The 20,767-nt window shown below is 72.2% G+C and carries 17 protein-coding genes; 6 read left to right on the forward strand and 11 right to left on the reverse strand.

Features of this window, described 5'->3' with window-relative positions; translation table 11 throughout:
* Positions 1–170 precede the first annotated feature (170 nt).
* Together M3185_RS11420 and M3185_RS11425 are read right to left on the reverse strand one after the other, a co-directional pair.
* A complete protein-coding gene (locus M3185_RS11420) occupies positions 171–326 on the reverse strand; it encodes a hypothetical protein (protein WP_251333804.1) in 156 nt (51 codons plus the stop codon).
* Between the two features lie 622 nt (positions 327–948).
* Positions 949–1,548, reverse strand: coding sequence for a helix-turn-helix domain-containing protein (locus M3185_RS11425; RefSeq protein ID WP_251333805.1), 600 nt, complete (start codon positions 1,546–1,548; stop codon positions 949–951).
* Between the two features lie 47 nt (positions 1,549–1,595).
* Here M3185_RS11425 and M3185_RS11430 point away from each other — a divergent pair, with 47 nt between their 5' ends.
* The 4 genes from M3185_RS11430 to M3185_RS11445 all read left to right on the forward strand — a co-directional run bounded on the left by M3185_RS11430 (position 1,596) and on the right by M3185_RS11445 (position 5,154).
* Positions 1,596–2,447, forward strand: a complete 852-nt coding sequence (locus M3185_RS11430; protein WP_251333806.1) for a class I SAM-dependent methyltransferase — start codon at positions 1,596–1,598, stop codon at positions 2,445–2,447.
* 48 nt (positions 2,448–2,495) lie between these two features.
* Entirely contained in the window at positions 2,496–3,431 is a 936-nt protein-coding gene (locus M3185_RS11435) for an NAD(P)/FAD-dependent oxidoreductase (protein ID WP_251333807.1), read from the forward strand.
* Positions 3,432–3,607: 176 nt separating this feature from the next.
* Positions 3,608–3,901 (forward strand): hypothetical protein, encoded by a 294-nt coding sequence (locus M3185_RS11440; RefSeq protein ID WP_251333808.1) that lies wholly within the window; start codon positions 3,608–3,610, stop codon positions 3,899–3,901.
* A 158-nt stretch (positions 3,902–4,059) separates the two neighbouring features.
* Positions 4,060–5,154, forward strand: a complete 1,095-nt coding sequence (locus tag M3185_RS11445; RefSeq protein WP_251333809.1) for an SDR family oxidoreductase — start codon at positions 4,060–4,062, stop codon at positions 5,152–5,154.
* Between the two features lie 62 nt (positions 5,155–5,216).
* Here the strand turns inward: M3185_RS11445 and M3185_RS11450 are convergent, their stop codons facing one another.
* From M3185_RS11450 to M3185_RS11480, 7 genes are all read right to left on the reverse strand, one after another.
* Positions 5,217–6,242, reverse strand: a complete 1,026-nt coding sequence (locus M3185_RS11450; RefSeq protein WP_251333810.1) for a DMT family transporter — start codon at positions 6,240–6,242, stop codon at positions 5,217–5,219.
* Entirely contained in the window at positions 6,239–6,844 is a 606-nt protein-coding gene (locus M3185_RS11455; protein WP_251333811.1) for a TetR/AcrR family transcriptional regulator, read from the reverse strand. Before M3185_RS11455 ends, M3185_RS11450 begins: the two co-directional genes overlap by 4 nt.
* An 89-nt stretch (positions 6,845–6,933) precedes the next feature.
* Positions 6,934–7,917, reverse strand: a complete 984-nt coding sequence (locus M3185_RS11460; protein WP_251333812.1) for an NAD-dependent epimerase/dehydratase family protein — start codon at positions 7,915–7,917, stop codon at positions 6,934–6,936.
* Positions 7,918–8,114: 197 nt separating this feature from the next.
* Positions 8,115–9,173, reverse strand: a complete 1,059-nt coding sequence (gene yjfF, locus M3185_RS11465; protein ID WP_251333813.1) for a galactofuranose ABC transporter, permease protein YjfF — start codon at positions 9,171–9,173, stop codon at positions 8,115–8,117.
* Entirely contained in the window at positions 9,173–10,219 is a 1,047-nt protein-coding gene (locus M3185_RS11470; RefSeq protein WP_251333814.1) for an ABC transporter permease, read from the reverse strand. Before M3185_RS11470 ends, yjfF begins: the two co-directional genes overlap by 1 nt.
* On the reverse strand, positions 10,216–11,742 hold the full coding sequence (locus M3185_RS11475) for a sugar ABC transporter ATP-binding protein (protein WP_251333815.1): 1,527 nt from the start codon (positions 11,740–11,742) through the stop codon (positions 10,216–10,218). Before M3185_RS11475 ends, M3185_RS11470 begins: the two co-directional genes overlap by 4 nt.
* Positions 11,743–11,823: 81 nt before the next feature.
* Positions 11,824–12,822 (reverse strand): ABC transporter substrate-binding protein, encoded by a 999-nt coding sequence (locus M3185_RS11480; protein ID WP_251333816.1) that lies wholly within the window; start codon positions 12,820–12,822, stop codon positions 11,824–11,826.
* Between the two features lie 388 nt (positions 12,823–13,210).
* Between M3185_RS11480 and M3185_RS11485 the strand changes: the two genes are divergently transcribed.
* A complete protein-coding gene (locus M3185_RS11485) occupies positions 13,211–15,763 on the forward strand; it encodes an alpha-L-arabinofuranosidase C-terminal domain-containing protein (RefSeq protein ID WP_251333817.1) in 2,553 nt (850 codons plus the stop codon).
* Between the two features lie 10 nt (positions 15,764–15,773).
* On the forward strand, positions 15,774–17,237 hold the full coding sequence (locus M3185_RS11490) for a family 43 glycosylhydrolase (RefSeq protein WP_251333818.1): 1,464 nt from the start codon (positions 15,774–15,776) through the stop codon (positions 17,235–17,237).
* Positions 17,238–17,272: 35 nt separating this feature from the next.
* On the opposite strand, the gene M3185_RS11495 is transcribed toward M3185_RS11490, so the two are convergent.
* On the reverse strand, positions 17,273–19,273 hold the full coding sequence (locus tag M3185_RS11495) for a vWA domain-containing protein (protein WP_251333819.1): 2,001 nt from the start codon (positions 19,271–19,273) through the stop codon (positions 17,273–17,275).
* Between the two features lie 39 nt (positions 19,274–19,312).
* Positions 19,313–20,728 carry a magnesium chelatase gene (locus M3185_RS11500; RefSeq protein WP_251333820.1) on the reverse strand — a complete coding sequence of 472 codons (1,416 nt, stop codon included), beginning with the start codon at positions 20,726–20,728 and terminating at the stop codon, positions 19,313–19,315.
* Positions 20,729–20,767: the final 39 nt, after the last annotated feature.

Raw genomic sequence — 20,767 nt, forward strand, 5'->3', positions numbered from 1 at the left:
GGAAGGGTGTGGGAGAGTAGGACACCGCCGGACCACACCAGAAGGGTCGAGCCCCCGCACCACACGGTGCGGGGGCTCCCCACCTTAACCACCCACCCCCCGAAGAACACGCCACCACCCCACAGCGGGTCGCCCAGTAGGACCCAGGCCCCGGCCGGCGGATGCGATGATCACGGGTCGGGCTTGCGTTTGAGCAGCACGAAGGCCCGCACGGACACCGCGCAGAGCAGCACGCCGAGAAGGACCATCCCCCAGTCCCCTTCGAGCAGTTTGACGATCACCATCGCCGCCGTGACGACGGCGGCGATGGCCGGCAGGATCCTCACCGCAGCACCCACTTCCTGGCTGTTCCGCTGTCATCGACACGGCCGGGCCGTTCGCGGGTGCCGGCGTCGTCGTCGCCCGCTCGTGCCACCGGTGCCCGGGTCCGTGGCGCCGGCCTGCGCGGCACCACAGGTGCTGCTGAGCACGGTGGCGTCCCGCCTCGGGAAGCCGACAGGGCAGGGTCTGTGCCTCCTGCGGCGACCACGCCCCCTGCCTGGCCCGCCTGCCGATCGCAGGTCTCCATCATGAGGTGTCCACCGGGCCACAGCCGGAGCGGAGCCTCGGCGACCCCGCGGCGAGGGACGTCCAGGCCGTCGCTTCCGTCGTTCGGAGTCCGCATTGCGGCCCCGTCCCCGGCGGGAACCCGACCGGCAGCACGCAAACGGACGACGAGCGCGCCTCGTGCTCGCGCGTCGTGGGGAAGACGGTCATGAGGAGCCCCTTTCCGGTCGGGGTGGCACCCTCGGCTCCTACGGTCGGAGCGCGACGTCGTCAGCAGGAAGCGCCCGCATCGATCCAGCCGTGATCGGACCCACCTCCTCCCGACTCGTCGCGGTGGAGTCATCCTATGCCGCCGGACTCCTCAGCAGGAGAAGAAGCCGGCCTCGGTGCGGAGGGCTGTCCTCAGTGGTCCTCCGGCGTGACGGCGTCGTCGGTGCCATGCAGGTGGGCGCGCTGCCCGTCGTGGTCGTAGATGGTGAGGATCTCCACCGGTCCATGATGGGCCTCCAGGGCGTGCGGGACCATGGTCGAGAACTGGGCCGCGTGGCCCGCCTCGACGAGCACGGTCCGATCCCCCAGGCGCAGGCGCACGGTGCCGGACAGCACGGTGAACCACTCCCGGCCGGGATGCACCGCCAGCTGCTCTGTTGCGGCCGCCCGATCCGGACTGATGCGCATCTTGGCGACCGTCATGCCGTGCAGGGCGTCCTCCCGGGACAGCAGCCAGGTCGTCATGCCCGGCGTGTGGCCGGGCTCGGGCCGGATCACCACGTCTTCGTCACCGGGGGACTCCACCAGTTCGTCCAGCGTGGTGCCCAGGGCCCGGGCGATGGGCACCAGCTGGTCCAGGGCGATCCGACGGTGCCCGGTCTCGATGCGGCTCAAGGTGGAAGGGCTGAGGTAGCAGCGGGCAGCCAAAGCGTCCAAGGACCAGCCGCGGGCCAGTCGCAGGCCCCGGATGCGCTGGCGGATGACCGTGTCGAGCCCGAGTTCTTGCTCCATACGCAAGATCATATGCCTGAACCGCATGACTGGCCTACCGTGGAGGCATGACCCACCGTTCCCGCACCCCCTTCGATCCCGGTCAGCACGACCACCACCGGCACGAGGAGGACCTGGCGCAGCTGCTGGAGCTGGATGCCGAGATGTCCGGCGCCTCCTGGGAGGAGGTGACCACGTGGGCGACCCAGGACGTGGGGGACGGCCCGCGCACGATCGTCGACCTGGGTGCCGGAACGGGCGCCGGCGGCGTGGTCCTGGCCCGGCGTTTTCCGGCGGCGCAGGTGGTGGCGGTCGACCGGTCGGCGGTGATGCTCGAGCGCGTGCAGGCCACGGCCCGCGAGCAGGGGCTGGACGGTCGGGTGCACGTCGTCCACGCGGACCTGGATGTGACGTGGCCCGCCGTCGGGGAGGTGGATCTCGTGTGGGCCTCCTCCTTCCTGCACGAGGTCGCCGACCCCGGCGCGGTCCTGGGGGCGATCCGTGCCGCGCTGCGGCCCGGCGGGCTGCTGGTGGTCGTCGAGATGGATGCTCTGCCCCGCTTCCTGCCCGAGGACCTCGGGATCGGCCGCCCCGGGCTGGAGTCCCGGTGCCACCAGGCCCTGGCCTCCGCGGGGTGGAACGCCCACCCGGACTGGCGGCCCCTCCTGGAGCAGACCGGGTTCGAGGTCCTCGGCCCGCGGACCGTCAGCGCCGAAGCGCACCCGGCGCCGCTGTCCACTGCTCGCTGTGCCCAGGCCTGGCTCTCCCACATGCGCCCCTGCCTCCGGGGCCGGCTGGCCGCCGAGGACCTCGACGTCCTGGACCGACTCCTGGCGGAGGACCGACCCGAAGCCCTGCTGACCCGCCGGGATCTGAGCATCCGTGGCAGCCGCACCGCCTGGGCGGCCCGGCGCCCTTGAGCTGCCCCCGTACTCCCTCACCGGTCCGACACACCAAGGAGCTCCTCCATGAACACCCCTGCCCATGACGTCGTGGTCGTCGGAGGCGGCGCGGCCGGACTGAGCGCAGCCGTCGCGCTGGCCCGCTCGCTCCGGTCGGTGGTCGTCGTCGACGCCGGCGAGCCCCGCAATGCCCCCGCCCACGGCGCCCACAACGTCCTGGCCCGGGAAGGCATCCCGCCGCTGGAACTGCTGGCCGCCGGCCGGCAGGAGGCCCGGCACTACGGCGCGCAGGTGCGTCAGGACCGCGCTCTCGCCGCGCGCCGGATCGACGGCGGGTTCGAGGTCGACCTCGACGCGGGCGGGAACATCCGGGCACGGCGCCTGCTCCTGGCCACGGGACTGGTCGATGAGCTGCCCGAGATCCCCGGCGTCCGCCGGTTCTGGGGAACCAGCGTGCTGCACTGCCCCTACTGCCACGGATGGGAGGTCCGCGGACAGCGCATCGGCGTGCTCGGCGCCGGTCCCATGAGCATCCACCAGGCCCTGCTGTTCCGGCAGCTCAGCGAGTACGTCACGCTCGTGCGCCACACGATGCCCGATCCGGGCGAGGCGGCGTGGGAGCAGCTCGCCGCCCTGGACATCCCCGTCGTGGACTCCGCCGCGGAGAAGCTGCGCAGCATCGACGGGGTCCTGCGGGCGGTCGTCCTCGACGACGGGCGCGAGATCCCCGTCGACGCCGTGGCCGTCGCCCCACGGTTCGCCGCCCGGACCGAGCTGTACGAACAGCTCGGCGGAACGGCCACCGAGCATCCCCTCGGAGCCTTCATCGCCACCGACGCCATGGGCCGCACGGGGATCCCCGGCGTGTCGGCCGCGGGCAACACCAGTGACCTCGCAGCGATGGTCTCCGTCGCCACCGGAGCCGGGGTCGTGGCGGCCGCCGCCCTCAACGCCGACCTCGTCACCGAGGACGCCGACGCCGCGGTCCGGACCAGGTGGTGAGCGCCCCTGGAGTCCTGACCGGTCTCCGTCTCCCGCCCGGGCCGGACGTCCGTCCGGCCCGGATCAGTACGGCGGCGGGGCGGGGACGACGCCGAGGGCCGGCGGTGACCGCCGTGGCGCAGGAAGAGTCGCTCGGTGCTTATCAGCGTGCTTATCGGGCCGTAAAATGATCGCACTTGCAAATACCACGCATCGCCCACTACTCCCGGGAGCGCACCATGAACCGCAACTTCTCCGCCGGCGCCGCGATCACGCTCGTCCTGGGGCTGATCCTGGTCTTCGCCACGAGCGGCAACACCATCACCCTCGGTTCCTTCGCCCTGAGCCTGAGCGCGGTGGGGTGGATCCTCACCGCGGTCGGGGCGATCCTGCTCGTGATCTCCCTGATCCCGCGCCGCACCACCAGCCAGACCCGCCACGTCGATCCCGCCGGCCGGGAGTCGGTGACCGAGCGCGACGCCCAGCTCTGATCCCGGACCGGTCCACCGGTCGAGAGCCTCGCGGGCCCCGGCGTCCCGCCGGGGCCCGCGCCTGTCAGGGCCGATCTGCCGTCACCGGCCGGGTCCCTACACCGGGGTCGTACGATGCAGGGAGAGCTCCCCCACCACCGATGAAGCGAGGTCCCACCATGTCCGTTCCCGCGAAGGACACCGACTCCGGCCAGCGCAGGACCGCTCTGGTCGTGGGTGCCAGCGGCATCGCCGGTTCCGCGATTGTCGAGCAGCTGACGGCCGCGCCCGGGTGGGAGGTCCTGGCGCTGTCGCGCACCCCGGTGCCGGGCAGCCCGGCCCGGCACGTGGCCGCCGACCTGCGCTCGGCCGAGAGCGTGGCCGCCGCGCTGGCCGGGGAACGGCCCACGCACGTGTTCTTCACGGCCTGGTCCCGGCAGGCCACCGAGGCCGAGAACATCGAGGTCAACGCCTCGATGCTCCGCAACCTCCTGGCCGCCCTGGACCACGCCCCGGTGGAGCACGTGGGGCTGATGACGGGGCTGAAGCACTACCTGGGCCCGTTCGAGGCCTACGGGAAGGGGGAGATGCCCGACACTCCCTTCCGGGAGGAGGAGCCGCGGCTGGACGTGGCCAACTTCTACTACGCCCAGGAGGACGAGCTGTGGGCCGCCGCGGGGCGGCAGGGCTTCCGGTGGTCGGTGCACCGGGCGCACACGGTGATCGGCCACGCCGTGGGCAACGCGATGAACATGGGCCTGACCCTGGCGGTGCAGGCGGCGATCTGCCGGGCGACCGGCCGGCCCTTCGTCTTCCCGGGATCGCAGACCCAGTGGAACAGTCTCACGGACATGACCGACGGGGCGCTGCTGGCCGAGCACATGGTCTGGGCCGCCACCACCGCCACGGCCGGGAACGAGGCCTACAACGTGGTCAACGGCGACGTCTTCCGGTGGCGGCGGATGTGGCCGGCGCTGGCGGGCTTCTTCGGTCTGGAGTGGGAGGGCTACCAGGGGGCGCCGCGGCCGCTTCAGGAGCAGATGGCCGGCGCGGAGGAGGTCTGGGCCCGGATCGTGGCCGAGCACGGGCTGGTGGAACCGGACCTGTCCCGGGTGGCCTCCTGGTGGCACACCGACGCCGACCTGGGCCGGCCGATCGAGGTGCTCGCCGACATGAGCAAGAGCCGGCTGGCGGGCTTCACCGGCTACCGGCGCACCGACGACTGCTTCACGGCCCTGTTCGAGCGCTACCGGGCCGAGCGCATCATCCCCTGACCTCCGGCTCGGACGGCCGGCGGTCAGCCCGGATCGGTTCCTGCCCGGGCTGACCGCTCCGCTCAGCGGCCGGAGCGGGGGACGGGGGCCGTGGTCCCCACGGTCTCCTCGGTCGCTGCCCCGGCTCCGGCGTCCTCCGGTGACGTGCCGGGCGGGGTCGTCCTGCCGGGGGCTTCCCCGGGTGCGGCGGGCCGGGAGGTCGCCGTGTTGGTGGGAGCGACGGCGAGCACGACCAGGGCGGCAGAGAGGACGGCGAGACCGGTCCAGCCCACGGCCGTCAACCGTTCTCCCACCACGACGACCGCCAGCAGCGCCGCGACGGCCGGTTCGGTCAGAGTGAGGGTGGTCGCCGTGCTCGGGCGCACCCGGGCGAGGCCGATGCCGAACAGGTAGTAGCCCAGGAACATCGGCACCAGGGCCATGTAGGTGGCCACGGCGAACGACTGTGCCGAGGCCACCAGGGGGGCGCCCGCGGCCACCAGGACGGGGATCAACAGGGCACCGCCTGCGCCGAAGACCGCGCCCATCGACGCCGCCCGCCCCACCGCGTGGGCCATCAGCCGGTGGACGACCCAGGAGTACAGCGCGTAGGTGGCCCCGGCCACCAGGCCCAGCCCGACGCCGACGGCAGTGTCCGCGGCAGAGGTCGTCGCCGCGCCGGTCCTGGACAGGCACAGCAGGGTGCTGCCGGAGATGCCGAGGAACGCGGCCAGCATCCACCACCGACTCAGCGGCTTGCGCTCCAGGAGCAGTTCCAGCACCCCCGAGGCCAGTGGTGCCGAGGCCAGGGAGACGACCGTGCCGATGGCGACACCGGCCAGGTGCATCGAGGAGTAGAAGGCCAGCGGGTAGACCGCCACGGCCACGGCCCCCGCCGCGACCAGCCGTGCGTGGGCCCGCAGCGCGCCGCGTGCTCGGCGCAGGGCGGGCAGGGCGATCGCCGCCTGGAGCAGTCCGCCCACCCCCAGGGCGGCGGCGCCGATCGCCAGGGGGCCGGCCCCGGGGGCGAAGGTCGCCGCCGTGCCGGTGGTGCCCCACAGGAAGGAGGTGATCAGGATCGCGGTGATCCCGCCGGTCGCGCCCCTCACCGGGCGAGGTCCAGGTCGGCCAGCAGGCCGGCGGCGATCGCGCGGGCACGGTGCAGGCGAGTGGGCTCGCCCTCCAGGCCGGCCCGGGACATCGCTCCCTCCAGCAGGAAGCTGAAGTGCTCGGCCAGCCGGCGGGCCGTGGCCGCATCCGTCAGGGCGCTCAGGTGCTCGGCCAGCAGCTCTTCGACCTGCTCCTTGTGCCGGCGCACCGCGGCCCGCCCGGGGTCGCCGGCGGGCAGCTCGGCGGCAGCGTTGAGCAGCCCGCACCCACGGAAGCCGTGGTCGTAGGCGGCCCCGGCGTGATCGAGATAGGCGTCGAACACCGCCAGGACGCGCTCCGGGGCCGTCGTCGCCTCCGCCAGGCGCGCCCGGTACAGGCCCATCCACTCCTCGTGCCGGGCGGCGAGGTAGGCCTCGACCAGCGCGGCCTTGGACGCGAAGTTGTTGTACAGGCTCATCTTCGCCACTCCGGCCGAGGCGGTGATCGCATCGATGCCGGTGGCGGCGATGCCCTCGGCGTAGAAGCGCTGCGCGGCGGCCTCCAGGATGCGGGTGCGCGCCGATCCGTGGCGCTGCTCCGAGCGGTGCAAATGTGTTGTCATGCGGCCCCCTTCTAGGTAGACCAGTCTACCTATCGGGTGTAAGTCGGCAAAGCTTCCGGAGTGCCCCGGAGATGGCGTGGTCGAGCCGCTCACTCCTCGCCGGCTCGCAGCGCCGCCTCGTCCCGCGCCGTGTCCTCCTCCGTCCAGGGTGCGTGCGTCCGGTGCTCCAGGTGCCAGTGGACCGAGTCCGCCACACCGCGATCCGGAGGGCGGGGGTGCCACCCCAGGACGTCCTGCGCCGCGTGCACGTCGGCCAGGAGGTGCTGCGGGTGGGCCGCCGTGAGGAACAGGTCCGGGGGCAGCAGGGCGTCGGGTGCACGGACCAGCTCGAGCTCCGCCGCGGCCGCGGCGGCGATCTGCTCGATCCACCTCCCGATCGTCGGCGTCGTGGGCTCGGCGAGATTGAAGCACCGGCCCCGGGCTCGGGGTTCCCCGAGGGCGCGGACGACGGCCGCGGCGACGTCCGCGACGTGCGCCCTGCTCCACAGCAGGTTGCCGGCCCCGACCGGGATCCGGTGCCGACCGGCGGCCAGCCGGCGCAGGACGAAGCCCTCCCGGCACCGGGGGTCGTGCGGACCGTAGACCATGGGCAGTCTCAGCACGGTCGCGTTCCGGCGCGCCCACACGTCCTCCACGTCCAGCTTCTCGTAGTCGGCCGGCACGCCGGGAGGTGGGTCCTGCCCGTAGACCCTGCGTGTCCTGCGCAGGGGAGCGGACTCGGCGAGGGGGACGTCCGCGACCGCGCGGCCGCTCAGGAGCCCCTCGTAGGCCGCGTAGACGTCCTGGCTGGACAGCACGACGGCGGGCACCCCGGGGAGCACGTCGCAGGCGAGCTCGGCGTCGCGGCGGGTCAGGGCGTAGCTGTCGAGCACCGCATCCGGGCCGAACCGTTCCAGGGCGCGTCGGTGTGCGGGCAGATCCAGCCGGTCACCGTGGAGGTGCGTCGCCGCCTCCAGTCCGGGCGGTTCGGCGCGTCCCCGGTGGAAGAGCGCCACCTGGTCGCCGCGCCGCAGCAGGTGCTCGGCGACGGCCCGGCCGATGAACGACGTACCGCCCAGGACGAGCACCTTCATGTCCGCTCCTTCGGGATCCGTGTCCTCCGGGCCCGCGCTCGCCGCGTCGGTCCCGGCCCTGACGCCGGTGGTTGCCCACGTGCTCGGGCCCACGAGGACATGCTCGGTGCCGGGATCGTCGGGGCACAAGGCCCGGACGGGAGCGGGCGACGGCGCGCACGGCCGCACGGGCGTCCCGCGCCGTCGGCCGTGCGGGTTCACCGCCGTCTGGTGACGAGCAGCCGCTGCAGGATGACGAACGCCAGCAGCAGGGCGCCGATGACGATCCTGGTCCACCAGGAGCTGAGGGTGCCTTCGAAGGTGATGATGGTCTGGATCAGCCCGAGGATGAGCACGCCGAGCACGGAGCCGAGGACGAAGCCGCTGCCCCCGGTGAGGAGAGTCCCGCCGATGACCACGACGGCGATCGCGTCGAGTTCCATCCCGACACCGGTGAGCGAGTAGCCGGACCGGGAGCCCACCGCGAACAGGAAGCCGGCGATCCCGGCGCAGGTGCCGCTGATGACGTAGATGAGCACCTTGGTGCGGGCCACCGGCAGCCCCATGAGGACGGCGGAGTGCTCGCCCCCGCCGATGGCGTAGACCGTGCGGCCGAACCGGGTGTGGTGCAGGACGTAGAACCCGACCGCGACGACCAGCAGCGAGATGATCACGCTGGGGGTCAGCGACCAGTTCTGCCCCAGGGGGATGCGGGTGCTGGAGAGCCAGACGAAGGCCGGGTCGGTGATGGGGATGGACGGGAGGCTGATCACGTACGACAGGCCCCGGGCGAGGAACATCGCCGCCAGCGTCGCGATGAAGGGCTGGACGTCGAAGACGTGGACCATGGTGCCGACGACCAGCCCGATCACGGAGCCCACCACGATGATCAGCGGGATCACGACGCCGGCCGACCAGCCCGACTGCAGCAGCGAGGCGCCCATGACGCCGGTGAGGGCGACCACCGCACCGACGGACAGGTCGATCCCCCCGGCGATGATGACGAACGTCAGGCCGACGGCCAGGACGACGAGGTGCGCGTTGTTGATGAACAGGTTCGAGATCACCCGCCCGGACAGGAAGTTCTCGTAGCGGCTCCCCCCGACGGCGAACATCAGCGCCAGGACGGCGAGGGTGCCGACGACGGGCAGGAACCGGCGGTCGAGCCGGGCCCGGGTCCCGGACAGCGTCGTCGTCAGGTGCTGGACCGGGCGGGAGCCGGCGCCCTTGCCGGGCCTGGTTCCCTTGGCGGGCTTCACGAGCTGGGCTGCGGGCATCACGCCGACACCTCCACGGGGTTCGGGTCCACGGCCGCGCGGCGCAGTGCCCGCGGGCGGCGGGCGGCGAGCTTCCTGCGTGCGATCGGGGACTGCATGAGGACGACGGCGATCACCACGATCGCCTTGAACAGCGGGGTGACGGAGGGCGAGACCCCGAGCGTGGTCACCGTCAGGGTGAGGGTCTGAATGATGAAGACCCCGATGAGCGTCCCGCTCAGGGAGTACTTCCCGCCCGCGAGCGAGGTGCCGCCGATCACGACGGCGAGGATCGCGTCCAGCTCGATGAACAGGCCGGCGTTGTTGGCGTCCGCCGCCATGACGTTGGAGCTGATCATCAGCCCGGCGAGGCCCGCGAACAGTGCCGTCAGCGTGTAGACGGTCCAAGTGATGCTCCGGGACCGCAGGCCGGCGAGGCGGCTGGCCTCCGGGTTGATCCCGACCGACTCGATGAGCATGCCCAGGGCCGTCCGGCGGGTCAGCAGCGCGACCAGGGCGAAGATGCCGCCGGCGATGAGGATCGACACCGGCAGCCCGAGCCAGTAGCCCGCCCCGATCACCTTGTAGGCGGGGCTGGTGATCGTGGTGATCTGACCCTCGGTGATGAGCATCGCGATGCCGCGCCCGGCCGTCATGAGCACCAGGGTCGCGATGATCGGCTGAATCCCGAGCACGGAGACCAGGAAACCGTTCCACACGCCGAGCACCAGGCTCAGGGCGAGCGCGATGCCCACGCCGGCGAGCACGGTGGACAGCGCTCCCGGGTCGGGCGACGAGCCGATGAAGGTCAGGGCGACCGCTCCCGCGATCGCCACCACCGCGCCGACGGACAGGTCGATGCCCCGGGTGGCGATCACCAGGGTCATGCCGAGGGCGACCAGCAGGAGCGGGGCGCCGTTGCGCATGATGTCGATCAGCGCGCCGAAGAGGTGGCCGTCCTGCATCCGGATGCTCAGGAACCCGGGGTCGTTGATCGTGTTGGCCGCCAGGAGCGCCACGAGGGCGATCGCGGGCCAGAAGAGCCGATGCCGCACGAGCTGCATCACGGGGTACCTCCAGTGGCGATGAGCTCGACCACGTCGTCGAGCGAGGTCGATTCTTCGTTGACGATCTCGGCCACCTTCCTGCGGTCGCGCATGACCGCGATCCGGTGGCTGAGCCGCAGCACCTCCTCCAGCTCGGCGGAAATGAAGACGACGGACATGCCCTCCGTGGCGAGCTGGGCCACCAGGCGCTGGATCTCGGCCTTGGCGCCGACGTCGATGCCGCGGGTCGGCTCGTCGAGGATGAGCAGCTTCGGGGCGGTGGCGAGCCACCGGCCGAGCAGCACCTTCTGCTGGTTGCCGCCGGAGAGATTGCGCACCAGCGCGTCCGGGTTCGCCGGCCGGATCCCCAGCGCGGCGATGTACTTGTCCACGATCTCGTCCGCCTTGCGGGCGGGGATGCGGCGGGCCCATCCACGGTCCGCCTGGAGCGCGAGCACCAGGTTCTCCCGCACGGTGAGGTCGCCGATGATGCCCTCGGCCTTGCGGTGCTCGGAGGAGAAGGCGATGCCGCGCTTCATCGCCGCCCGGGGGCCGCGGAGCCGGCCGGGTGTCCCGTCGACCGTCAGCTCGCCCGCGTCGGCGTGGTCGGCGCCGTAGAGCAGGCGCGCCAGCTCCGTGCGGCCCGAGCCCAGCAGGCCGGCGAGGCCGACCACCTCGCCCGGGTGCAGCGTGAGGTCGAACGGCTCGACGGACCCGCGCCGGCCCAGGCCGACGGCCTCGACGACGGGTGCCGCGGTGGAACGGGCGGCCACGGTGCGCTTCGGCGCCTCCTCGAGCTGGTCGAGCACCTCCAGGGACTGCCCGATCATCTTGGACACCAGCTGGCGGCGCGGCAGCTCGCCGACGGGGTGCTCCCCGACCAGCCTGCCGTTGCGCAGCACGGTCAGGCGGTCCGAGATCTCGTAGACCTGGTCGAGGAAGTGCGAGACGAAGAGGATGGCCACGCCCCGGTCCCGCAGCGTCCGCATGACCGAGAACAGCCGCGTCACCTCCCCGGCGTCCAGGCTCGAGGTCGGCTCGTCGAGGATCAGCACCTTGGCGTCGAGGACCATGGCCCGTGAGATGGCGACCAGCTGCTGGACGGCCAGGGAATGGGAGGACAGGGCGGAGCGGGGCTCGACGTCCAGGCCGAGCTGGGCGAGGAACGTCGAGGCCTGGCGGCGCAGGGCCCGCCAGTCGATCCGCCCGCCCCTGCGCGGCTCGTGCCCGAGCATGATGTTCTCGGCGACGGAGAGGTTCTCGCAGAGGTTGACCTCCTGGTAGACGGTGCTGATCCCGGCCGCCTGGGCCTGGGCCGGCCCGCTGAAGGTCTGGGGAGCGCCGAAGACGGTGATGCGGCCCGAGTTGATCCCGTAGACGCCGGTGAGTGCCTTGATCAGGGTCGACTTGCCGGCCCCGTTCTCCCCCATCAGCGAGTGGACCTCACCGGGGAAGAGCCGGAAGTCGACTCCGTCGAGGGCTTTGACGCCGGGGAACTCGATCGAGATCCCGGTCATCTCCACCGCGGGCTGGGGAGTAGTCATCGCTGACCTCTCGTGAAGGGAGTTCGGGCAGTGTGCCCGGTCGGCCGCACGGACTGCGCGCGGCCGGCCGGGCGCAGCGGGTCAGTACTCGCGGGTGGGCAGGGCCTCGGCGGCGGCGGCCTGGTCGAAGGCCTGGTCCTCGACCACGATGCGCTTCTCGACCTCCTCGCCGGCGACGACCTTCTTGGTGATCTCGGCCAGGTCCGGGCCCAGCAGCGGGTTGCACTCGACGATGTAGTTGATCTTGCCGTCGGCCAGCGCCTGCATCCCGTCCTTGACCGCGTCGATGGTGACGATCTTGATGTCCTCACCGGGCGTGAGGCCGGCGGCCTCGATGGCCTCGATGGCGCCCAGGCCCATGTCGTCGTTGTGGGCGAAGAGGAGGTCGATGTCGTCGTGGGCCTGGAGGAAGCCCTCCATCACCTGGCGCCCCTCGGAACGGGTGAAGTTGCCGGTCTGCGAGGCGATGATCTCGATGTTCTCGTTGCCCTCGATGGCCGACTCGAAGCCGGCCTTGCGGTCGATCGCCGGCGCGGCGCCGGTCGTGCCCTGGAGCTCGACGACGTTGAGCTGCTGGTCGCCGAGGTTCTCCACGACCCACTCGCCGGCCCGCTCGCCCTCGGCGACGAAGTCCGAGCCGATGAAGGACTCGTAGAGGGTCTCGTCCTCGGAGTCCACAGCGCGGTCGGTCAGGACCACCGGGATGCCGGCGGTCTTGGCCTCCTCCAGCACGGCGTCCCAGCCGGACTCGACGACGGGGGAGAACGCGATCACGTCCACGCCCTGGGCGATGTAGGAACGGATCGCCTGGATCTGGTTCTCCTGCTTCTGCTGGGCGTCGGAGAAGGACAGGTCGAAGCCGTTCTCCTCCGTCAGCGACTCCTGGATGGACTTGGTGTTCGCCGCGCGCCAGCCGCTCTCGGCGCCCACCTGTGAGAACCCGACGGAGATGACGTCGTCGCCCCCGCCGCTCGCCTCGCCGCCGGAGGCATCGCTGCCCCCGCAGGCGCTCAGCGTCAGGGTCAGCAGGCCCGCCGTCCCGGTGGCCACGGCCCTCTGGGCAAAGGTCCAGTTCTTCATGCTTCTCCTCCTCGAGAGCGTCAGCTGTGCCGGGAACGTCGGTCCGGGCGAGCTGTCCGAGATCGCGGGTCTGTTGCGACCCACCGTAAGTGTTAGCGCTCACATTGGCACGGGTCAATCCCCGGCGCGAAGTGTCGCGGAGGTTTCGGGCAGGTTGCGCGGCGCCATTGACATCGGGATGGGAGGACCCACAAACTCGGGACACTGTGTTATCGCTCACATTCGGCGTGACGGCCCGATCCGTCGATCCGGCCCCCGGGTCCGGCGGCTCCGGAGGCGGTCCGGCGACTGGGATCGCGGCACCCGGGCGGCGGCCCGACGGCCCGCTCGCCCGATCAGGTTCTTCCCCTCCCCCCGAAAAGAACCACCGTCCGAAGGAGGACATGGCATGTCCCTACCCCGCGCCCTCGGAGCGCTGACGCTCAGCATGGCGTTCGCCGCACCGGCCACCCTCGCCGCACCGGTCTTCGCCGCTCCACCGCAGCCCACGGAGCCGGACTACACGATCGAGGTCGAGGCCGGTGCGACCGGCGCCGAGATCGACGAGTCCATGTACGGCGTCTTCTACGAGGACATCAACTTCGCCGCCGACGGCGGGCTGTACGCCGAGCTGGTCCGCAACCGCTCCTTCGAGTTCCTCCCCGTGGACAACGCCGGCTACCACGGCCTGACGGCCTGGACCCCGACCGCCTCGTCCGGCGGGTCCGGGACCGCGACCACGGTCGACGACGAGGCGCGGCTGAACGAGCGCAACCGCACCCACCTGCGGCTCGACCTCGGCAACCCCGAGGGCGGCCGCTACGGCGTGACCAACTCCGGGTACAACGCGGGCGTCACCCTCACGGCCGGCGCCCGGTACGACTTCTCCACCTGGGCCCGGACCGACGCACCGGCCGGCACCCCGTTGACCGTCACGCTGCGCAGCACCGGCGGCGAGCCGCTGGCCGACCCCCTCGAGCTCACCGTGCAGGACGACGGGTGGGTGGAGTACACCGGGACGCTGACCGCGAAGCGGACGACCGACGCCGCCCGGCTCGCCGTGGAGGCCGGCGGCACCGGCACGCTGCGCCTGGACATGGTCTCCCTCTTCCCCGAGGACACCTACCTCGGCCGCGAGAACGGCCTGCGCAAGGACCTCGCGGAGAAGGTCGCGGCCCTGAACCCCGGCTTCCTCCGGTTCCCCGGCGGCTGCCTCGTCAACGTCAACAGCCACCACGGCTACGACGCCGAGAGCAACTACGAGCGCGCGCGATCCTACCAGTGGAAGGACACCGTGGGCCCGGTCGAGGAGCGCGCCACGAACTCCAACTTCTGGGGCTACAACCAGACGTACGGGCTGGGGTACTTCGAGTACTTCCAGTTCGCCGAGGACATCGGGGCCATGCCGCTGCCGGTGGTCCCCGCCCTGGTGACCGGCTGCGGACAGAACCGCGCGACGGAGGACCCGGAGCTGCTGGAGCGCCACATCCAGGACACCCTGGACCTCGTCGAGTTCGCCAACGGGCCGGTGACGTCGACCTGGGGGAAGCTGCGGGCGGACATGGGCCACCCGGAGCCGTTCGGCCTGACCCACATCGGGGTCGGCAACGAGGAGAACCTCCCCGACGAGTACGCCGAGAACTTCGTCCGGTTCCGCGACGCCATCGGGGCCGAGCACCCCGAGATCACCGTCATCAGCAACTCCGGCCCCGACGACCAGGGCCCCGTCTTCGACCGGCACGGGGAGCTCAACCGCGCCAACGGCGTCGAGATGGTCGACGAGCACTACTACAACAGCCCCATCTGGTTCCTGCAGAACAACCACCGCTACGACTCCTACGACCGCAGCGGCCCGCAGGTGTTCCTCGGCGAGTACGCCTCCCTGGACAACACCCTCTTCAACGCCCTGTCCGAGGCGGCGTACATGACCGGCCTGGAGCGCAACGCCGACGTCGTGAAGATGGCGTCCTACGCGCCGCTGCTCGCCAACGTCGACCACGTGCAGTGGAAGCCGGACATGATCTGGTTCGACAACGACGAGTCCTGGGGCTCGACGAGCTACGAGGTCCAGAAGCTGTTCATGAACAACGTCGGCGACCGCGTCGTCCCGACCACGGTCAGCGGCAGGACCGTCCAGGCCGCACCGATCAACGGCGGCATCGGCCTCTCGACGTGGTCCACGGCGGCCCGGTACGACGACGTGAAGGTCACCTCCCCCGACGGGGCCGTGCTCTTCGAGGACGACTTCTCCGACGGCGACGCCGGTGACTGGACCCCCCTGGCGAAGCGCGGCTCCTGGTCCGTCGAGGACGGCGCCTACGTCCAGTCGAGCACGACGGCCGACGACACCCTGGTGGAGGCCCCGGCCGACATCACCGCCACGGACTACGACCTGTCCCTCACGGCCACCAAGACCGCCGGCGCGGAAGGCTTCCTGATCGGCTTCGGGGTGGAGGACTCCGACGACTACTACTGGTGGAACCTCGGCGGCTGGAACAACACGCGCAGCGTGATCGAGAAGGCCACCAACGGCGCCAAGGAGACCGTCTTCGCCAAGGAGGGCCACTCGATCACCACCGGGGAGACCTACGACGTGCGGATCGAGGTCCGCGGCACCACGGTGAAGCTCTACCTCGACGACGAGCTCTTCGGGTCCTTCACCGACGACGACGTGACCGAGCCGTTCGCTCAGGTCGTCACCGAGGACGACGCCACCGGCGACCTCGTCGTCAAGGTCGTCAACGCCCAGGACGCCCCCGCGGTCACCACGATCGACCTCGCGGGACGGCGGGTGTTCGGCAAGGCCGAGATGACCGTCATCACCGGCGACCCGGCAGCCCGGAACACCCGCTCGGCGCAGCCCGTCGGGCCGGTCACCTCGACCATCAAGGGCGTCGCCTCCAGGTTCACGCGCACGTTCGAGCCCAACTCCGTCACCTTCATCCGCATCGCGACCAAGTGAGGACATCGTCATGACCCCCCACCTCAACCGGCGCCTCCTGCTGCTCGGCGGCCTGGGCGTCACGGCCGCCGGCGTCCTGGCGTCGCCCCCGGCGCTCGCCGCCCCCGGGCGACCCGGCAGCACCACGCCCACGGACGCCGAGATCTACGGCGTGCCCACCGCCACCCCCCTCGTCGAGCAGCGGGCGGACCCCTTCATCACCCGTCCGGTGGAGGGCACGTACTACTTCACCGGGTCGGTCCCCGAGTACGACCGGCTGGTCGTGCGCGGGGCGCCCACGATCGCCGGACTGGCCACGGCCGGTGAGTCCGTCGTCTGGCGGCGGCCGGCCACCGGGCGGATGGGCGGGCACATCTGGGCCCCGGAGCTGCACCGCATCGACGGCCGCTGGTACCTCTACTTCGCGGCCGGCGACTCCGACGACGTCTTCGACATCCGGATGTACGTGCTCGAGTCCGGCCGCGCCGACCCGCGGGACCCCGCCGGCTGGGGCGCCCCGCAGGAGGTGACCACGCCGTGGGGCCACTTCAAGTTGGACGCGACGACGTTCGAGCACGACGGGCGCCGGTACTACGTCTGGGCCCAGGGCGAGCCCGAGATCGCGGTGAACACCAGCCTCTACATCGCCGAGATGGCCTCGCCCTTCGCCATCACCGGGAACCCCGTGCGGATCTCCACGCCCACCCTGCCCTGGGAGATCCGCGGGTACCGGGTCAACGAGGGCGCCGCCGTGCTCGTGCGCAACGGGCGGGTCTTCCTGACCTACTCCGCGAGCGCGACGGACGCGAACTACTGCATGGGCCTGCTGACGGCGGACGCGGACGCGGACCTGCTGGACCCGCTGTCGTGGCGGAAGTCCCCGGAGCCGGTGTTCACGACGAACGAGCGGACCGGGCAGTACGGCCCGGGGCACAACTCGTTCACCGTCGCCGAGGACGGCGTCACGGACGTGCTCGTCTACCACGCCCGCGACTACCGCGACATCGTCGGGGACCCGCTGTACGACCCGAACCGGCACGCCCGGGTGCAGAAGGTGTACTGGCACCCGGACGGCACGCCGCTCTTCGGGGTCCCCGTGGGCAGGGGCGGGCCGGTCCTGCGGCTGTCCCCCGCGGACGCCCCCGGGGCCCACGTGCGCCACTTCGAGTTCGTGGCCCGCGTCGACGCCGGTGTGCGCGAGCTGGGCGACAGCCAGTTCCGGTTCGTCCCCGGGCTCGCCGGGGCGGGCACGGAGTCGATCCAGTCGGTCGACTTCCCCGACCGGTACCTGCGGGTCGACGGGGTCACCGTCCGCGTCGACGCCCTCGGGGCGGGCGACGGCTTCGCCGGGCAGGCCAGCTTCACACGCACCCGGAGCGGCAAGGGGATCGCGCTGCAGCTGGCGGACGGCACCGGCCGGTACCTGCTGCACGACCGGGGCGTCCTGACGGCCGGACCGGCTTCGAACAAGCGCACCACCTTCGTCCTGAGCTGAGCCCGGACCCCCGGCAGGGGTGGTGGACGGGCCGGCTACGCCCACCGCTCGGTGGCCTCGGGGTCCCCGGACCGGGCGTTGAGGTACTCGTCCAGGACGGCGGCGCCCAGGTCCCCGGGGTCGGGGGCCACGACGCGTCCGCCGACCCGCTTCGCCATCCGCTCGAGGAACCGCGCCAGGCCGGGGTCGTCGCCGAGCCGGAAGAACGTGGTCTGGACCCCCATGCGCCCCAGGTGGTCGAGCTCCTCGACCGTGGCGCGCACGGTCTCCGGCTCCGGGGGCCACGAGAACCAGCTCCCGCCGTCGGGCAGCAGGTGGGCGGTGGGCTCCCCGTCGGTGACGACGAGGAGCACGGGCTGCATCGAGGAGTGCCTGCGGAAGAACCGGGTGGCGAGCAGCAGCCCGTGGTGCAGGTTGGTGCCCTGCTCCCGCAGCGGGGGCAGCCCGGTCAGCTCGTCGATCGGCAGGGTGCGGGCGTACCGGCCGAACGCGACGAGCTGGAGCTCGTCGCCCCGGAACCGGGTCGAGACGAGGTGGTGCAGGGCCAGGGCGGTGCGCTTCATCGGCACCCAGCGCCCCTCGGTGGCCATGGAGAACGAGGTGTCCACGAGCAGGGCGACGGCGGCCTGCGTCCGCGCCTCCGTCTCGGCCACCTCGATGTCGCGGACGTCGAGCCGCACCCCGTGCCGCGCGTCGCCGCCCTCGGCGACCGTGCGCCGGATCGCGTTGGTCACCGTGCGGGTGACGTCCCAGGGCTCGACGTCCCCGAACTGCCACTCCCGCGTGGCGCCGGACGGCTCGCCGGCGGCCCCGGCCAGACGGGTGTCGCGCTGGCCGGTGCGGGCCGCCAGCTGCTGCGCGGCGTCGCGCAGCAGCGCCTTGCCGAGCCGCCGCACGGCCTGCGGGGAGAGCCGCAGGTCCCCGTCGGCGCCGCGCTGCAGGTAGCCGCTGTCGCGCATCGCCCGTTCCAGCTCGGCGAGGGTGCGGGCGGACACCGCGGCGTCGTCGCCCAGCTGGCGGGCGAGCGCGTCGACGTCCATGTCGTCCAGGTTCGCCCCCTCGTGGTCCTGCGACAGCTGGTCGGCCAGCGCGTCGAGCTCGGCGATGTCCTGGAGCACGCCCGTCCCGTCGCCCAGGCCCAGGCCGTCCCGGCCCTCGAAGTCCTCCGCCCCGGCCCAGTCCTCGCCGGGACGCAGGGCCTGGAGGTTCGCGTCGAGCCGGCCGAGCTGCGCCATGAGCTCCGGGGAGCCGAACGCCTGCGCGGACAGCTGCATCAGTTCCTGGCGCTGCTCGGGCGTCATGGAGTTCATCAGCCGCTGGGCCGCCGCGGCGCGCTGGGCCATCGCGTCGATCAGCTCGTCGACGGACTGCGGGTTCTCCGGGAAGTGCCGGCCGTGCTCGGCCATGAAGTCCTGGAAGTCCTCGTCGGTGTCCTCGCCCCGCTCGTGCTTCTCGAGCAGGTCGTTGAGGTCGCGCAGCATCTCGGCCACGGCCTCCCGGTCGGCGTCCGTGGCGTTCTCGAGGGCCTGCTTCATCCCGGCGAAGCGCTGATCCAGCAGCTCGCGGCCCAGCAGGTCCTTGATCTGCTCGTACGCCTCCCGCGCCTGTTGCGACTGCCAGTCGTAGGAGGAGAGCTCGCTGACGGCGGCGGCCGTCGAGCGGGGGAGGCCGTCGAGCTGCATCTCGCGGAAGGAGCGGTCCGCCGGGTCCATCCGGGCGTCCCGCAGGAACTGCTCGCGCTCCAGGCGCAGGGCCTTGTCGAGCAGCTGCCTGGCCTCGTCGAGCGTGCCGCCCAGGCGGTGGCGCTTCAGCAGGTCGCGCCGCCGCTGGTGCACGCGCCGGGACAGGTCGTCGAGGCCCTCCCGGCCGCGCCCGCCCCGGCGCAGGAACTCGCGCAGCGCCTCCTCGGGCGAGTACCCGGCCATGACCTCCTCGGAGACGGCCTCGAGCGCCTCCGACAGGTCCACGGGCGGGGCCAGCGGGTCCGGCCCCCCGGTGTACTTGCCGTAGCGCGATGAGCGGTGCTGTCCGGGCATGACGCCCTCCCTTGGTCGGCGGGCTCCGTGGTCGGGCCGTCAGCCGTAGACGGTGCCGCCCTCGTCGGAGTCCTTGGAGATGCGCTGGGCGAGGAACAGTCCCTCGAGGGCCAGTTCGATCGCGCTGGCGCGCTGTCCCGAGGTCGTCGCGCCCAGCCGCGCGGCGATCTCGTCGTAGACGGTGGCGTCGCCGTCGGTGCCGGGGCCGGCCAGCTCGGGCAGCCCGTCGAGGAAGTCCTGGGCGGAGACGTCGTCCCCCGTGGACACGGTCGTGCGGCCGTCGAACGCCTCCACGAGGGGGCCGAGGTCGATGCCGCGGAACCGGGCCCGGACGGTCTCGGCCGTCGCCCTGCGGAGCAGGTGGTCGAGGATCGCGCGCTCGCGGCCCTCCTCCCCGGACTCGAACTCGATCTTGCCGGCGAGGACGTCGGTGCCGACCTCGACGTCGACCATCCGCGCGACGGCCTCGTCCTCGCCGCGGATCGCGGCCCGCCGGAGGGCGGCCGCCGCGACCGTCTCCGCGCCGGCGATGGCGAAGCGCGCCGACACCCCGGAGCGCTGGTCGACCGCGGAGGAGTCCCGCAGCAGCCTGGTGTACCGGGCCAGCGTCTCGAGGATGGGGTCCGGGACCTCCGCGACCAGCTCGGCCTCCTGGCGGATCACGGCGATCTCGTCCTCCAGCTCGAGCGGGTAGTGGGTGCGGACCTCGGCGCCGAATCGGTCCTTGAGGGGGGTGATGATCCGGCCCCGGTTCGTGTAGTCCTCGGGGTTGGCCGAGGCCACCACGAGCACGTCCAGGGGCAGCCGCAGGATGTAGCCGCGGATCTGGATGTCCCGCTCCTCCATGACGTTGAGCATGGCGACCTGGATGCGCTCGGCGAGGTCGGGCAGCTCGTTGATGGCGACGATGCCGCGGTGGGAGCGGGGCACGAGCCCGTAGTGGATGGTCTCCGGGTCCCCGAGCCGCCGCCCCTCGGCGACGCGCATCGGGTCGACGTCGCCGATGAGGTCCGCCACGGACGTGTCCGGGGTGGCGAGCTTCTCGACGTAGCGCTCCGAGCGGTGGCGCCAGACGATGGGCAGGGCGTCGCCCTCGGCGAGCACGCGCCGCCTCGACGCCTCCGTCAGGGGCTCCTCGGGGTGCTCGTTGAGCTCCGACCCCTCGATGGCCGGTGACCACTCGTCGAGCAGGCCGACGAGGGTGCGCAGCAGGCGGGTCTTGCCCTGGCCGCGCTCGCCCAGCAGGACGACGTCGTGGCCGGCGAGCAGCGCCCGCTCCATCTGGGGCAGGACGGTGCGCCCGAGCCCGTGCAGGCCCGGCCAGGGGTCACCGCCCGCGGCCAGCGTCTTCAGGAGGTTGTCGCGGATCTCCTGGCGCAGCGACCGGTGGACGTGACCGGCCGCGCGCAGTTCGCCGAGGGTATGGATGTCGGGGGCATCAGTCCGATCAGTCACAGCGCCACGGTAACCCGGGTGTCAAGGGGCGGCGCGGGG

The sequence above is a fragment of the Kocuria rosea genome, assembly GCF_023715525.1.
In the GTDB taxonomy this organism is placed as follows: Bacteria; Actinomycetota; Actinomycetes; order Actinomycetales; family Micrococcaceae; genus Kocuria; species Kocuria rosea_A.